Origin of the sequence: Orenia metallireducens (assembly GCF_001693735.1) — a bacterium.
GTDB lineage: Bacteria > Bacillota > Halanaerobiia > Halobacteroidales > Halobacteroidaceae > Orenia > Orenia metallireducens.
The window spans coordinates 157,970-173,739 of record NZ_LWDV01000009.1 but is presented as its reverse complement, the minus strand read 5'-3'; the positions used below and the strand labels follow the sequence as shown (position 1 = coordinate 173,739).

The 15,770-nt window shown below is 30.3% G+C and carries 16 protein-coding genes; 2 read left to right on the top strand and 14 right to left on the bottom strand.

The annotated features are described in order from the left end of the window. Positions 1-292 precede the first annotated feature (292 nt). Positions 293-856: a DUF2238 domain-containing protein gene (locus U472_RS17800; protein WP_483823605.1), complete on the top strand. Its 564-nt coding sequence runs from the start codon at positions 293-295 to the stop codon at positions 854-856. A gap of 38 nt (positions 857-894) precedes the next feature. Here U472_RS17800 and U472_RS08745 read toward each other — a convergent pair whose 3' ends face one another. Then, on the bottom strand, positions 895-2,211 hold the full coding sequence (locus U472_RS08745) for a Na+/H+ antiporter family protein (RefSeq protein WP_068717565.1): 1,317 nt from the start codon (positions 2,209-2,211) through the stop codon (positions 895-897). A gap of 664 nt (positions 2,212-2,875) precedes the next feature. After that, positions 2,876-4,903 (bottom strand): hypothetical protein, encoded by a 2,028-nt coding sequence (locus U472_RS08740; RefSeq protein WP_068717564.1) that lies wholly within the window; start codon positions 4,901-4,903, stop codon positions 2,876-2,878. 286 nt (positions 4,904-5,189) lie between these two features. Here U472_RS08740 and U472_RS08735 point away from each other — a divergent pair, with 286 nt between their 5' ends. Continuing rightward, the gene (locus tag U472_RS08735) at positions 5,190-5,648 is read left to right on the top strand and encodes a flavodoxin family protein (protein ID WP_068717562.1); all 459 of its coding nucleotides are present in this window, start codon (positions 5,190-5,192) and stop codon (positions 5,646-5,648) included. A gap of 30 nt (positions 5,649-5,678) precedes the next feature. Here the strand turns inward: U472_RS08735 and yfcE are convergent, their stop codons facing one another. The 12 genes from yfcE to U472_RS17030 all read right to left on the bottom strand — a co-directional run bounded on the left by yfcE (position 5,679) and on the right by U472_RS17030 (position 15,463). Next, positions 5,679-6,239 (bottom strand): phosphodiesterase, encoded by a 561-nt coding sequence (gene yfcE / locus U472_RS08730; protein ID WP_068717560.1) that lies wholly within the window; start codon positions 6,237-6,239, stop codon positions 5,679-5,681. 24 nt (positions 6,240-6,263) lie between these two features. Beyond that, positions 6,264-8,363, bottom strand: a complete 2,100-nt coding sequence (locus U472_RS08725; RefSeq protein WP_068717558.1) for a sensor domain-containing diguanylate cyclase — start codon at positions 8,361-8,363, stop codon at positions 6,264-6,266. A gap of 370 nt (positions 8,364-8,733) precedes the next feature. Then, complete coding sequence (locus tag U472_RS17400; RefSeq protein WP_281201088.1) at positions 8,734-8,865, bottom strand: hypothetical protein; 132 nt, start codon at positions 8,863-8,865, stop codon at positions 8,734-8,736. Positions 8,866-8,958: 93 nt separating this feature from the next. After that, positions 8,959-9,513: an NUDIX hydrolase gene (locus tag U472_RS08720; RefSeq protein WP_068717556.1), complete on the bottom strand. Its 555-nt coding sequence runs from the start codon at positions 9,511-9,513 to the stop codon at positions 8,959-8,961. A 409-nt stretch (positions 9,514-9,922) separates the two neighbouring features. Then, positions 9,923-10,219 (bottom strand): YkvA family protein, encoded by a 297-nt coding sequence (locus U472_RS08715; protein ID WP_068717554.1) that lies wholly within the window; start codon positions 10,217-10,219, stop codon positions 9,923-9,925. Positions 10,220-10,265: 46 nt separating this feature from the next. Continuing rightward, positions 10,266-10,457, bottom strand: a complete 192-nt coding sequence (locus tag U472_RS08710) for a rubredoxin (RefSeq protein ID WP_068717553.1) — start codon at positions 10,455-10,457, stop codon at positions 10,266-10,268. A 37-nt stretch (positions 10,458-10,494) separates the two neighbouring features. After that, positions 10,495-11,562: a magnesium/cobalt transporter CorA gene (gene corA, locus U472_RS08705; protein ID WP_068717551.1), complete on the bottom strand. Its 1,068-nt coding sequence runs from the start codon at positions 11,560-11,562 to the stop codon at positions 10,495-10,497. Positions 11,563-11,573: 11 nt separating this feature from the next. Beyond that, complete coding sequence (locus tag U472_RS08700) at positions 11,574-12,119, bottom strand: GNAT family N-acetyltransferase (RefSeq protein WP_068717549.1); 546 nt, start codon at positions 12,117-12,119, stop codon at positions 11,574-11,576. Positions 12,120-12,150: 31 nt separating this feature from the next. Then, positions 12,151-12,309 (bottom strand): hypothetical protein, encoded by a 159-nt coding sequence (locus U472_RS16785; protein ID WP_176714132.1) that lies wholly within the window; start codon positions 12,307-12,309, stop codon positions 12,151-12,153. 55 nt (positions 12,310-12,364) lie between these two features. After that, positions 12,365-12,640 carry a class I SAM-dependent methyltransferase gene (locus U472_RS08695; RefSeq protein WP_068717547.1) on the bottom strand — a complete coding sequence of 92 codons (276 nt, stop codon included), beginning with the start codon at positions 12,638-12,640 and terminating at the stop codon, positions 12,365-12,367. Between the two features lie 210 nt (positions 12,641-12,850). Beyond that, positions 12,851-13,132: an acylphosphatase gene (locus U472_RS08690; RefSeq protein WP_068717545.1), complete on the bottom strand. Its 282-nt coding sequence runs from the start codon at positions 13,130-13,132 to the stop codon at positions 12,851-12,853. A 42-nt stretch (positions 13,133-13,174) separates the two neighbouring features. After that, positions 13,175-15,463: an HD-GYP domain-containing protein gene (locus U472_RS17030; protein ID WP_218059061.1), complete on the bottom strand. Its 2,289-nt coding sequence runs from the start codon at positions 15,461-15,463 to the stop codon at positions 13,175-13,177. Positions 15,464-15,770: the final 307 nt, after the last annotated feature.

The following is a 15,770-nucleotide window of genomic DNA, read 5'->3' as shown; positions in this document are numbered from 1 at the left end:
AATAGTGTTTTATTTTATTATAGCAACTTATACCAATTATGTCAAACTACTAATTAAAGCTTTATTAATTTTATAATCTCCTCAGTAAAGTTTTTTATCCAAGCTTGCTCGTAATCTCTTCTTTAATTTTTGAATGATAGATTAAATTTAAGGTAATATTATTAACAATATAAGAAATAAAGTTTTTACTTTTATCAATTGTTATTTAGATTGATTTTTATACACAATTATTATGATATGTAATTAAACTAGATAATTAAAGTGAGGTTTTAAATTGAAACAGAATAGAAAGATGATATTAATAATCACCTTTTTCTTTGTTGTTATACAAGTTCTAACTATTTTTCTGTTAATCAAAATCGGAAGAGATAAATATGAAGGTATAATCGCTGCTACTTCTCTCTTTATAATATATACTCTTCTAGAACTAAAATATAATTTACAATTAAATAATTATATCAGAATTATTTCAATTATAACGATACTGGCTCATTCAATTTTAGGAAGGTATTTCAATTTTTATAATACAAGACCTTCTTTTGATATCTTACTACATACCTTTGGGACATACTCCTTTTCTCTATTTGCTTATTCATTAATATCGCAGATATTTCCTAATTATCATAGATCAAACCACTATATATTTATCTTTGTAATTACATTGGGAATCAGTTTGGGAACAATCTTTGAAATAATTGAATTTTTATTCGATATATTGATAAATTCAAGTACAAAGCATCAAAATGGATTAATAGATACCAATTTAGACCTTATTGCAGATTCATTTGGTGCTATAATAGCAGCTTTACATTTGTTTCTTAATAATTTTTCCTTAATAGATAACAAAAAAGAGTAGCAGGATACTTCCTGCTACTCTTTCTAAATTAAAATCAGTTATATTACTAATGCCGCAATCCAAGCAAATAAAATCAATGGAATATTAAAGTGCAAGAATGTGGGCACACAAGTATCCCAGATATGATCATGCTGACCATCAGCATCTAATCCAGCAGATGGTCCTAAAGTACTATCAGAAGCTGGAGAGCCTGCATCACCTAACGCACCTGCTGTACCGACTAAGATAATCGTTGCCAGAGGACTGAAGCCCAAACTTTGAGCTAATGGTACATAGATTGCTGCAATAATTGGGATAGTCCCAAAAGAAGTTCCAATACCCATAGTAACTACCAAACCAACGATTAACATCAATAATCCACCTATAAATTGGCTTCCTCCAATTTCACCTACAACAGATTGGACTATACTATCTACTCCACCAGTTGCTCTAATTACATCTCCATAACCTGCTGCAATTAGCATTACAAAAGCAATAAAACCCATCATCTTAATTCCTTCATTCATTAAATCATGTAGATCATTCCATTTAATACTTCCTGTTACTGTCATAATGGTCAATCCAACTAAAGCTCCTAAGGGTAGAGAACCATAAGCCAATTGAATAGCTAAAGCTGTAAACATTGCTACTAAAGCAAAAGCATGGGTTCTGTTAAAAGATATCTTATTTTCTGCACTAGCAGCTACCTCTAATTGAGCCTGTTGAACTGCATCAACCTCATAATTCCGTTTACTACGATACGTAAAGCAGATTGCCACTATTAAACCAACTAACATCCCTAATGTCGGTATCCATAAGACACTAGCAATCTGACCTAAACTAACATCCATTCCATTAGCCGCCATCTCATCACGGATAATACCATGAAATATCAGACCAAAACCTGCTGGAATGGCCATATAAGGTGCCTGTAAACCAAAGGTTAAAGCTGAAGCTACCGCTCTACGATCAACCTTTAACTTATTGAATAATCCCAATAGTGGTGGGATTAAGATAGGAATAAAGGCAATATGTACTGGAATTAAATTTTGAGATAGACCAGAAAACATGGCCAACAAGAAGATAAATACTCCCTTCTTATTACCAATTATCCTCTTTAAAGCTTTACTATTACTGATTAAAGCTACAATTCCTGTCTGCTGTACTGCTACTGCTAAAGCTCCAAGTAAGATATAACTTAAGGCGGTTTCAGCATTTCCGCCCATACCTCCAATCAAAGTAGACATGGTCTCTTTTAAGCCCAATCCACCAGTTAAACCACCAACAATTGCTGCTACTAATAAAGCTAAAATTACGTTTAGATTGGCTAAACTTAGTCCAATCATCACTATGACTGATATAAGTACTGGATTCATCTAAAAAAACACCTCTCTTATTTTATTTAACTTTTTATCATATCATTACTTTAATTTGCTAAAGCAATAATAACATACCCCCTAGTAAATGTCAAGAATTTTTAATTAACTTTAAATTTTATCAATATTCTTCAATTATAAGATTTTATGCTGGTTCAATTTTAGTACTTAATGGATATAACGTGATACTTTATAATTAATAATTGAGTTTTTTAAAAGGGAAAAGAATTATTGTTTGAATAAAGCAAGTATTCTAAATAAATAATAATAACAATTTAATTTTTGAATTAGAACCCTAAGATTTATTAACTTAAATAAATCTAGATTACGTAGTAAGTGGGCTCTGCCACGAAGAGTTTTTGTTTTTAAAACTTTAATTAAATTAATTAAAGTTTTGTTTACTTTTTAAAAGTCAAAGTGTCGCATTATCTCTATATTGTATCACTTTTTCTACCGTTACAAGATGTTAACATAAGATATATTTTTTACTTATAACTAGCAGTCATAAAAGACTAGATTATAATTACTATTATGCAGTTAACTATCTCTAATCCTTAATTACTATGTTTCAACAAAACTTAAGCATAAGCTAAACTATCAATGACATTTCTAAGAGTAGTATTAATCAGAAAAAACGGGCAAAAATCACCCGTTTTTATAAAGGTTAATTATAGTTATCTGGGTCTGGTCCTGTCCTACCCTCTTTATCAATCTTCACAATATAAGCATCCCTCTCACCTTTTGCAAAGGAATTTGTATAACCAACTAAGAGATATCCACCATCATTGCTGACAGTAATATCCATAAATTCATCATTCTCTATGCCTCCATAAACTTTAGACCATTCCTGCTGACCATGGTTATCTATCTTAACTAGATAACCATCATAATCACCATTATTAGCAGAATTGCTATAACCAGCTAAAAGATAACCTCCGTCATCAACTGGTGCTACTGCTCTAAAGCCCTCATCACTATTCTCAGCCCCATAAGTATAAGAGAAAATTATCTCACCTTGACTATCTATCTTAACTATATACCCATCATAAAGCCAGCTTTTAGTAGAGCCACTGACGCCTACCAATAAATATCCTCCATCTTCAGTTCCAATTATCCTTTCAAACCTCTCATCTAAACCTTCTCTACCATAGGTATGTTCAAAAACCTCCTTCCCCTTAATATCTAGCTTTACTAGCAAGCCATCACCATCTCTATTATCAAAAAGGCTAGTATGACCAGCCAATAAGTATCTTCCATCAGCACTAGCTATAATATCATTAAAATAATCATTACTACCAATATTATTATCATAGTTATAGGTATACTCTGATAATTTATCATTATTTTTTAACTTTGCTAAATAGCCATCATTGCCTATTTTATTACTATGACCAATAGCTAGATAACCTCCATTATTAGCTAGATATAACTTATATATCTGTTGGTTACTATTCGTATCATTTACCCTATATTCAGCTAACTTCTTACCATCCTTCTTATCAACTTTAACAATATAACCATCATTACTAAGATTTTTACTATTGCCTTTATATCCACCTAATAAATAATTTCCATCATCACTTGGAGATATAGTGAAGAATAAATCCTCTTTACCAGCAAAGAAATCATAGTTATAGAATAGTTCTTTCCCATTCTCATCTATTCCTACTAAATAACCTGAAGGATAGACCCAATCTTTATTAAAGGAGGTAGTATAACCTACTGCAAGATAACCATCATCCCTATTAGTTATTGCTTCAAAGGCATCATACCCAATTCCACCATAACTTCTCTGCCAAACCTTAATCACATTAATATCAATTCTTTCAACAATCTCTCCACCATAACTGTCACAGATTCTAACCTCAACAGTATCAGTTACACTATAGGTCGGGGAGATGTAGGTCACCCTTTCACCTTGCCCAATAATCTTCCCCTCCTTTGCAGACCATAAATAAGTCAACTCATCTCCATTAAAATCAACAGCACTAAGACTAAGAGTAGCTTTCCCCTCTTTATCCTTGTCATCAATAGTAATAAACTTAGGCTTAGCTACAAGGCTATTAATAACTTTAGGTAAGTAATTTCTAACTTCAACAGTAATACTATTTCTTACTTCTATATCCCGGCTATCTCTTATACTAACCCTAATATTATATAATCCTTCCTTATCAGGAGCAGTATAAGTGACCTTATTTCCCTGTCCACTAATACTTCCATATCCAGTTAACCATCTATAGTTTAACTTTCCTTCAAAGTTTCTAGTATGAGCAGTTACTTCAATTGTCTCTCCTGGACGAATTGAAGTCCTCTCTAATTCTAAAGAGAGATCTAAATTAATTACATCTATTTTTGTACTAGCTAAGGCACTACCTCCTTGATTATCAGTAACAATAGCAGTTATCTTATAACTCCCCCCCACATTTGGTGGAAAGTAAGTAATCCGCTCTCCTTTTTCAATAATTTGACCACCTTCTACTAACCACTGATAGTTCAATTTATCCTTATCTAAGTCATCTGCTTTAACTATAATTTCAACTGACTCTCCTATACTAACAACCTCTTTACTTGCATAAATAGCATTAATTACTGGATTATGATTTCTTTGATTCTCTTTAGCCTTAGCATTAATCGGAAATGATAATAGAAAAGAACAAATTAATATTAAAAAGAATCCTCTCTTTCTTATCATATTCTCCCCCGTTCCTATATCGATAAGCAATTACAGAATTACTCATCATCTTAAAAATAGCTTTTCTAATATAATTTTCCATCTATAACTATCTACTCATATAATATTTATTTAGAGTTTGACTTATTCCACTAAATCAGTATCTCAAATTAAAAAATCCAAATAATCGATATAAAAAATTAACCTATAATATACCTTGCTGTTAAAAGCAAAAGTTTATATAATATAATTAATTGGCTTAATTTCAACGGGATTAATAATATAAGTATCAGGGGGACTAAAATTAATGAAAATCTTAATAGTCTATAAATCAATTCATCATGGTAATACCGAAAGGATTGCCAGAACCATGGCAGATGTTATTAATGCTGATATATTATCTACTAGAGATGCTACACCCCAAATAATTGGCAGATATGACTTAATTGGCTTTGGTTCAGGAATATATTTTGGTAAACACCATCATAAATTATTGAACTTAGTAGAGGACTTGCCAACTGTAAAGGAAAAACAAGCCTTCATCTTCTCTACTAGTGGTTTAAGAGAACTACCTATTATTCATAATTTTAATAAGGAATTAAAGAAGAGATTATTGGAGAAGAATTATCAGTTAATTGGAAGTTTCTCCTGTCGAGGCTTTGATACCTATGGACTATTAAAATTAATTGGTGGTATACAAAAAGAAAGACCTAATGATGAAGATTTAACCAATGCTATAACCTTTGCTCAAAGTTTAATAGAATAAAAAGATAAAAGACCAACTAATGTTGGCCTTTTACCTCTCTTCTAAATCAATATAATCAATCAATCTCTTCCCATCCTCCAAAGAGATGATATCAATTTTATTATCAATTACTGCAAATGTGGCTATTTGGGGTTCTTGCTTAGGTAAAGATACACTCCCAGGATTTAATAAGATTACCCCATCTACTTCTTTAGCTACTGGTTGATGAGTATGACCAAAGATTAAGATATCAGCACCAAATCTCTTGGCAAAACTAACCCTATCCTCTTCCTTTTCATGTTGATAACCATGATAGATAACAATTCTAAGACCATTATCATCAACTACCGCATATTCAGGTAAAGGATAAGGTAAAACCCAATCATCTACTACAGCATCCACATTCCCTTTAACAGCCAATAGATCTCCTTTAAATCCATTAATTTCCTCGACCAAGGCTTTAGTATCATAACCTTCTGGCAAAGGGTTTCTAGCCCCATGATATAAAATGTCACCAGCTACTAAAATCATATCAACATCTTCCAAATACTTAGTTGCCTTTTTAAAAGCAGTCAAACTACCATGAATATCACTAATTACACCAATTTTCAATATTATCACTCCTAATCTATCTTTTTATCTTAAAAAAGCTATCTCTTTATATTCAGTAAGACAAGTCTGATCCTTCCCTCTTCTCTTAGCTTGATATAATGCAGTATCAGCAGCATTAATCAACTCTTTTTGAGATAATCCTGCTTTATAATAAGCAGCCCCAATACTGATAGTCACCTTTAATCTTAGGTTATCATATTCAACTACCATATTTCTAACCAAATCATTTAACCTTTCTCCTATCGCCAATACAGTAGCACTATCGGTCTTAGGTAGAATGATTGCAAATTCCTCCCCACCATATCTAGCAACTATATCTAAATCTCTTGCTTCCTCTTTCAAAAGTCGTGCTAAAGACTTTAATACTTTATCACCAACTTGATGACCATAAGTATCATTAAACTCTTTAAAGTTATCGATATCCATCATCATCAAAGATAATTCAGTTTTAGATTCTTTAGCTTTAAATATCTCTTCTCTTAAAGCATCTTGGAAGTAACTATGATTATATAATTTAGTTAAGCCATCTCTAGTAGCTAAATCTTCCATCTGTTTATACATAGTAGCATTCTCAATAGCAATAGCAATCTGATTGGCTAAAGTGGTTAAAAAACTCTTATCTGCCTCTTTAAAATTTCTTGGAAAATCTAACTGTGCAGCAGTAATTGCTCCAAGCATATTGTCCCTTACCTTTAGTGGAATACAGACAGCTGATATTAAATTTAATGTTTCAAATTTATTCTTAATATCTTCACTTACTTTATCAGTAATTAAGACACTATTATTTTGGATTAAATTATCAGCAGTTCTTTCTGCTAATTCAATTAGTTTCTTAGTCTCTTTATTATCTGGAACTCCTATAGAAGAGACCAACTTTAACTTGTTATCTTGCTGATCTAATAAAAAGAGACCAGCCATTGATACCCCCATAGTTCCTAAAATCACATCAACAGTTAAATCGATTACCTCATCTAAATTTAAAGTAGAATTAATGGTATTACTTGTTCGTTGTAAGGTAGATAAACCAGCCATATTCCTTTCCATCTTTTCAAAAAACTCAGCTTTTTCAATGGCTAAAGGCGACTGTTCTACCACTGTTTTAATAGCAACCATATGAAAATTATTAAAAAAAGACTCTTCTTGATGTAAAAAGAAGATAATACCTGCAAAGTTATCATCAACAAAGATTGGTGATAATAACATTGAATTAAAACCACCCTCAACAAATAATGCTGTATCAGAGTGATTATCTTTCTTTAGAGAGTTAATTATCACTATCTCTCCTTCATTTAAATTATAACCAAAGTATTTATCACCTTTCTTCACCTTAACCTTCTTCCAATACTCTCTATGTAACCCCTTGTCTAACCCCTTTAATGATTTAATATCTAAATAAGCATCTTCCTCTTCAGACTGAGCTAACAGACCTCCTACCTTTACACCTAACTTTTCACAACCAATTTCAATCAAAGTTTCATAAGTATCCTTTAATGTAAATTTAGAACTCAACTTTTTATTGATATCATGTAAACCAGTTAAACTGCTACAAGTTAAATTGATATCATTTAATTCTCTTTCTTTATTATATATCCATTTCAATCTTCTTTGCTGAATATCAATGACTGATAGTACAGACCAGAATATTATAATATTAAAGAATAAAGATAGGATAAGTTTATCTTGAAGTACTAAAGTTACTGCTAAAAGTAAGCTAATTATTAATCTTTTTAATTTAAAATTAATATTATTTAACTTTATTATATTGTAATTATCTATAACTATTCCTAACAATAAACTCTCTAAACCCAAAGGATATAGATTAGTCTTTAAATAATAACTAAATATAGCCATTACGACCCCATTTATAAGACCATAAGGAAAACCAAAAAGTCTTCCAACTAATAAGATAATTAAATAATGTAAACCTAAATTATATCCTTTAAATAAATAAGTTCCCAAAACCATGATTATTATTATAATCAGATTAAAGAATAACTTATCTTTATTACTTACATTTGTAATCATTCCCTTAAAAAGAGGTTTTAAATTCACTACAATATATGTGATAGATATAAAGATAGCAAGTTGTATAATAGCCTGAACAAATAAATTTATCTCTCCCATAATTAGTTGCCCCCGTATCTCTTAATTATTTAAAGGTTAATAATACAATATCTATAAAATTAAACTCACAAAAGTCATTTATTGATTTTACTAAAAAATTAATATCAATAATAATATATTTTATATATTATTTCTAGATAAGGTCTAATTTCCCCTGCACAATTACTAATCTTCCGAAATATTTCAACACATATTATTTCTATATTATCAATCTTAGATTTAAAATAAAGCTTAATAATAGATTAATTTTTACTTTTAGAAATCATTAGCCCTAAAAAACATCCTATTCTTTTCGTTCATCTATTCTTAAGCCAAAACAAATCAATTTCAAAGTCTTAATTGAAGAATAAATTGGGCTTATAAGCCCAATTTATTCTTCTTCCACGGCTAAAATCTTAATTTGATTATTATCATCTCTATCAAGATTTAAAGCAATCTCCATATCCTCTAATTTTCTCTTTTCATGACCGTCTAATTTGGCGCGTTTAACCTCTGACTCCATTTTAAAACTCCCCCTCAAATTTACTTTAAATTATAAATATTATAATCTAACTAACTTATTTATAGCATTTCAAAATTTAAGAAGGTTTATGTATTATTCATCTTTATTCTTTAAATATTCTTTAGTATATAACAAGGCTAATACTACTAGAGAATGATTAATTGAACCATTAAAAATTAAATCATCTATATCTGCTAGCTTTACTAATTCAACCTTAATATCCTCTGTTAAATCTAAATCTTGCTCTCCTACTAAGGTAACATCCTCTGCTAGATAAAAGTGACAATAATTATTTTGAATAGCAGGATTAACAGCTACCTTTCCTAAATGAATTAACTCTTGACTGGAATAACCTGTCTCCTCTAATAATTCTCGTTTAGCAGCACTTTCTGGACTATGCTCTCCAAAATCCAAAGTTCCAGCAGGAACCTCTAAAGTAATATCATTAATTCCAAAGCGATATTGCTTAACAAATACAACCTCTTTCTCAGGGGTAATAGGAACTATATTAACCCAATCAAGAAATTCCATCTTAAAAAAGGGATAAGAAATCTTTTTCTTACTATGATAACACAATTCCTCTTTAAAAGAAACAATTCCCCGTTGATATATTACTTTACTACTCTTCTTTTCCCAAAGTTTCTTCACAATAATCACCTACCTTACTTTTAAACACTATAACAGATAAACTAAGTTTATTTTATAAAATAAACTTAGTTTATCCAAACACTGGGATTTATTATATTCTAGAATATATAATAGAATTTGCTTTATAAAAGATAATACTAACTAACCTAATTTAAACTCGGAAATTAATCAAGAATTGTTTAGAAAGAATCTACGAAGAAGAAAAAAGAGTGCAGAAAAGCGAAGTTATTTTAAATAAAAAATACTTGCTCCAACTATATTAACCTACTATAAATCTATATTAGTCAAATTTTGGATAAAAACCTCTAAAATGTAACCTATTTCTACAAATCCACTTATTCAATATATAGGATTAGATAATAATTATAAAAATATTTAAAGTGAGCTTAAGATTGATGTAACCTTAAGCTCACTCAATCTTATATTCATCATCATCTAAAGTATAATCATTATCCTTATTCTGCTCATATTTATTAATCAAATTAAACATATAGTTCCAAACAGCCAAGGCAATAGCTGTATCATCTAACCATCCTAGAAAGGGAAGTAATATCTCCGGAACTAAATCTAATGGAGATATAATATAGATTAAAGGAAAGAGCAATAATACCTTCTTCATTAGAGGTACTTGTGGATCACTAATATAATTGCTAGCTAATTTTATATTTTTAATAACCATTTTAAGAGTGTTTAATTTTTTTGCCATATTTTCACCCCATTATTTAGTCTAAACAATTTCCATAATAAATATTTCAGCTATATAAGCTAGGAACTTTAACTTCAAAAAACCTATCTTTATCAGCACCACAAACTGGGCATCTCCAACCATGGGGCAGGTCCTTAAAAGAAATTCCTTCACTAATATTAGATTGACTATCACCTAAATTTTCATCATACTCATAACCACAGACTTCACATTTATATTTAAGTACCTTAGCACTCATAAGAATCTCCCTTTAGTGCCTATCAGCTAATACTCTTCTATAACCATTTCTTCTTTTTAAAGTAAACTAACATTCCTATTACAATAGCCGACATCACTATTAAAGTGATTGGATATCCTAATTTACTTTCAAGCTCTGGCATATATCTAAAGTTCATCCCATAAATTCCTGCTATAAAAGTTAAGGGGATAAATATTGTAGAGATAATCGTTAAAACTTTCATTATCTCATTCATCTTATTATTTATATTTGACAAATAGGTATCCATCATCCCATTAATAATATCTCTAAAGGTCTGGATTGTATCTATTGCCTTCTCAATATGGTCATTGACATCCTTTAGATAAAGAGTTGTACTCTCTTTAAAGAGTTTATTATCACCTTTAAGCAGGTTATTGAGAATACCCTTTAAAGGCCAGACTGATTTCTCCAAAAAAATCATCTTTCTTTTCACCTGCTGTATATCAGGTAGTATGTCCTGAGAAGGCTCAAGTAATAAATCTTCTTCCATCAAAAAAAGCCCTTCTCCAATCTCATCTAATACTACAAAATAATTATCAACTATAACATCCAATAAAACATATGCTAAATAATCAGAACCAGAACTTCTTAAACGTGAACTTTGATTTCTAATCCTCTCTCTAATATTATCAAAGACATCACCTTCTTTTTCTTGAAAGGTAAGAACAAAATCATCTCCTAAGATAATACTCAACTGCTCTATATCTATCTCCTCTTCTGTAGCATCATAGGAGAATAATTTAATTATAAAGTAGACAAACTCATCATAACAATCAACTTTAGGGCGATGATCTGTATCAAGTATATCCTCTAAGACTAAAGAATGTATATTAAAAGCTTCTCCTAAGCTCTTAACAACCTCTATATTATGTAACCCATCAATATTAATCCACTTTATCCCCGCTTTTTCTTTATAAGTTAAAGACTCCTCTAAGCTAATATCCTGCTCTTCTAAATAATCATCATTACTATAATTAAAGACTGTTATCTTGACCTCTTCTTGCCTCTCTTTTCCTCTATAAACCAAGGTTCCAGGAGGTAATCCACTCTTATTGATAGAACTCTTTTTAAATCTGTAAGCCATTATTAATCCTCCTAATTATCTTCCCTTCTCTTCCATTCATCTTTTAAAATCCCATAACAGATCTCATCATAATATCTGCCATTTCTATATCTTTTCTGCCTTCTAATACCTTCTTTAGTGAAACCAAGCTTCTCATAAGCCCTTTGGGCCCTTTTATTATACTCCCAACAGACAAGTTCAACTCTATTTAACCTCAACTCTTTAAATCCAAAATCTACGATTAAATTTAGAGCTTCAGAACCTAAACCCTTTCCTAAATTCTTATTATCTCCAATCACTACTCCTAACTCACCATAGCCATTCTTTAAATCCAAGTTAACAAAATCAATCTGTCCAATATATCCTTCATCATCTATATCTGCAATAACAAAACCTGTCCAACTACTACTCATAGCCTTGTCTAGAAAGTTCTTTGTATCTTTTTCAGAATTTGGATAAAGAAAGATATCAGATAAATACTGAGTAATTTCAGGGTTAATAACCCATCTTCTGATATCTTCAAAATCAGAGGTTTTATATTCCCTTAACATAATCTTTTGACCATAAATTCTTGACATTATTAACATCCTTCCTAGCTCTTATATATAATTATCCTTCTACTTGAGCGACTAAGATATACTCATCTTTAATTAATAACTTCCAATCAACTAATTTAAAACCATACTCTTCTAAAATACTCTCTATCATACCTTTAGAGTATATCTTCAGCTTCTTCTTAAATAAAAATGTTGAAAAGAGTCGATACATAATACTAAATCAAAAGAAGGTTCATCCCAAGGTAATATTTCAGAATTACAGAGAATTAAGTCACTATTAGCCCCAACCTTCTTTTAGCAGCTTTTAGCTTATCAGAGGATGAATCTACCCCAGAGATTGGTACATCTTTATAAGTCTTGGAAATAGCCTCTAACAAAGAACCTTTTCCACAATCTACATCTAACTCTAAATTTCCCAGAATCTCTGCTATATTCTCATGAATTAATTCTACATCTTTCTTATAACTATTAACATTATATCTGCTTGATGGAAGAGGAATAGACTCACTTATACTCTCTTTATACATATTCTGACTACCCAATTTTTTAGCCTCTTTTATAGTTTAGCCTACCTTCTAATAACCTTATGCTCTTTTAAGCAGATACTATAATATTTATGATTAAACTTTAATTTATATCACTTCTATAAAAGGTAAAAATTTCTTCTTTTTAAATTAAATGTTCTTAGCTGATACCAACTAGATCTGAGAAAGGTTTAATTAAACCTACCTCTACTATAATTGATAGCTGAATTAATATTTCATTTTAAAATTCTTAAACTCACCTCGATACTCTTCATCGATTACCTCAATATCATCTACTTGAGATAAAGGAGAGCCCTGCTTAAGTAAATCTAGCATCTTGTCTATCTTAGGCTTGTCACCTACAATCACAGCCTCTACTCTACCATCAGCAAGGTTCTTAACCCATCCTTTTACCCCTAAGCTAGAAGCCTGTTGATTGGTGTACCAACGAAAACCTACCCCCTGTACATGACCACTAATATAAATATGCTTTCTTACTTTAGCTTCCATCGATTATCACCTCAATTTATTTTTTAGTTAATACTCTAAGCCCTAAAATTCACCTTCAGCTATTAACTCTAAAGCAATATCTACTATCTGTGGAGCAAACTGTTTTCCTTTATTATCTTTTAACTCCTTAATTGCAACCTTTCTTGATAACTTCTGACGATAAACTCTATCATTAACCATACTATCCCAAGCATCTGCTACACATATAATTTGAGATACCAAAGGAATCTTATCACCTTTAAGCCTTTGGGGATATCCTAAACCATCCCATCTTTCATGATGACAGTAGGTATATATTGCAATCTCTTCTAAATCTTTTGAATGGCTTAAGAGCTGATATCCCCAAGTACTGTGTTTCTTAATCTCTGCAAACTCCTCATCAGTAAGTCTAGTAGTCTTATTTAATATATTCTTATCTACAAGAATTTTACCTATATCATGAACTAATCCAGTAAAATAAACCATCTTAATATCCTCTGAACTAAAATCTAACCTCTTAGCAATCTCTACTGAAATAGATGCAACATTTTCAGAATGTCCTCTAGTATATCTATCATGTATCTCTAAGATATTTATGATCGAGAAGATAATCTCTTCTTGGAATCTCTCTCTTATATTAATATAGCGTTGCATTGTTAAGAAGGCTGAAGCTATATTACCAAAGGATTTCATAGTCTTAATAGATTCACTACTAAAAGATTCTTCCTTACTATCCTTAGCAATATCTAAAGAGATACCACCTAAGACCTCCTCACCAACCTTTAATTTAATTAATAAAGTAGACTTTATAGGGATAGTTGCTATATCAAAATCCTCTTGTTGGCTTGCAGCAACAAAGGCCCTTTCTTTCTTCATAATATTATCTACTATAATTACATCCTCTTCTGGAAAATATCCATCTTCTAGGATCAATAATTTCAAGGTATCTATATCATGGCCTATAGCATCAATAAACTTCCATTCTCCTTCATCAATCAGATAGATGCTACCATAATCAGCTTCTGGGAGTAGCTGTTGCGCAATCTTTAATAATCTAGATAAAAACTTACTATCTTCATTAAAGATATCCTTGGTTAAACTAGAAGTAAGTAAGATAATATCTTGTAACTTCTCTGTCAAAGAATCTAATTTTTTATTAGATTCTTTGAGTTGCTTATTTATAGAATCCTGCTCTTCAAAACTGATTAATAACTCACTAGTCATATTCTGATAGGTTGCTAATAATGTATTTACCTCTTCAATATCTGTTCTATCAATCTTATTACAAAGATCATTATTATTATCGAGTTTAAACTCTCCCATATTCTCTGCAAGCTGAGCAAAGGGAATAGATAGTTTTTGATAGATCTTCTTATTTAAAATAATTATAATAATTGCAATCATCATCAATATCAGAAATAATCCCAACAATATCAAAAACTTATAGAGCTTAACCTCAGAATAATCTAGATTAACTTTCAAAATATAACTCTGTTTAAGCCCTAACTCCTCCTCTGCTTCAAAGGTCAAAGGAATATAAATCTCATCTTTGGGATTAAATAAATCTCTTTTTAAAATATCTGCACCATTAATGTTACCTGTACTAATTGATAAAGAATCCTGTTCACCTAGCTCTATATCCATAGAAGCAGAACTTATAGGAAAAAATCCACCATTATACAATTCTAAATCTTTTACCAGAAAAAGTTGACCCTTTAATCCTTTGATTGTATTGATTAATTCTTTAAATAAATCAAATTTCATAGGAACACCTAACTCTAATATATAGCCATTCTTTAATTTTATATAACCATACTTACGTGGGACACTTCTGCCCATGTTATAAGTTAATCTATGTAAGAGAATCTCTCCCTTATTTAACCCTTTAATCTTCCTCCATAATTTAGGATAATTACTGAAGTCCAATCCTAAATCAGAATGGTAATTTGTTTTAATAATCTTTCCACTAGAGTCGATTAGATAGAAGTTTATCTCCTTATTTGATAAGATATTGACTGGTTTAAACTCTTCTTTCACCTCTTGAAGATACTCTTCCAATTTAGCTACTGATAGATTATTAAAATTATTAGACTCAATCTTATCTTTAAAATCTAGTATAATATCTTTAATAAAAGGATTATACCCATCTTCAATGACTTTCAACGAATTATCGAACTGTTTAATATGTGAAAGTACAATCTGCATATTAATTCTTTGGGATAAACTATATATTTCCTTACTTAATAGATAATTAATTGGAAATATAACTGCTAATAAGATAATAATTGCTACGATTAATAAACATGAGAAAGATTTTAGATTGATTATATCCTTAAGTGGTCGTTCTCCCATCAGTTAATCCCCCTGACTCTCTATTAATTAATGAACTCTATAAAATAATTAATCAAAAAAGTAAAAAATCCTTTCTAATAGAGATTAATTCATAAAAATCAACTAATCAAAAGGATTATACAGACTGCTATTAGTTCAATAAGAAAAAAGCTACCGACTAAGTCGGTAGCTCAGGCTGTTGACAATAACTTTGTCAACAGCCTTTTCTATTTATGGTATAATATAATTGACAATATATCTAAAAGGAGAAATAGAATTATGTTTGTATCTCAAGAGAAAAAACAACAACAATATGAATTTGTAACAA

Bases quoted from the DNA above. Each gene is read 5' to 3' on its own strand.
- U472_RS17800 (WP_483823605.1), top strand. From the start codon at position 293: ATGATATTAATAATCACCTTTTTCTTTGTTGTTATACAAGTTCTAACT.
- U472_RS08745 (WP_068717565.1), bottom strand. From the start codon at position 2,211: ATGAATCCAGTACTTATATCAGTCATAGTGATGATTGGACTAAGTTTA.
- U472_RS08740 (WP_068717564.1), bottom strand. From the start codon at position 4,903: ATGATAAGAAAGAGAGGATTCTTTTTAATATTAATTTGTTCTTTTCTA.
- U472_RS08735 (WP_068717562.1), top strand. From the start codon at position 5,190: ATGAAAATCTTAATAGTCTATAAATCAATTCATCATGGTAATACCGAA.
- U472_RS08725 (WP_068717558.1), bottom strand. From the start codon at position 8,363: ATGGGAGAGATAAATTTATTTGTTCAGGCTATTATACAACTTGCTATC.
- U472_RS17400 (WP_281201088.1), bottom strand. From the start codon at position 8,865: ATGGAGTCAGAGGTTAAACGCGCCAAATTAGACGGTCATGAAAAGAGA.
- U472_RS08715 (WP_068717554.1), bottom strand. From the start codon at position 10,219: ATGGCAAAAAAATTAAACACTCTTAAAATGGTTATTAAAAATATAAAA.
- U472_RS08710 (WP_068717553.1), bottom strand. From the start codon at position 10,457: ATGAGTGCTAAGGTACTTAAATATAAATGTGAAGTCTGTGGTTATGAG.
- corA (WP_068717551.1), bottom strand. From the start codon at position 11,562: ATGGCTTACAGATTTAAAAAGAGTTCTATCAATAAGAGTGGATTACCT.
- U472_RS08700 (WP_068717549.1), bottom strand. From the start codon at position 12,119: ATGTCAAGAATTTATGGTCAAAAGATTATGTTAAGGGAATATAAAACC.
- U472_RS16785 (WP_176714132.1), bottom strand. From the start codon at position 12,309: ATGTATCGACTCTTTTCAACATTTTTATTTAAGAAGAAGCTGAAGATA.
- U472_RS08690 (WP_068717545.1), bottom strand. From the start codon at position 13,132: ATGGAAGCTAAAGTAAGAAAGCATATTTATATTAGTGGTCATGTACAG.
- U472_RS17030 (WP_218059061.1), bottom strand. From the start codon at position 15,463: ATGGGAGAACGACCACTTAAGGATATAATCAATCTAAAATCTTTCTCA.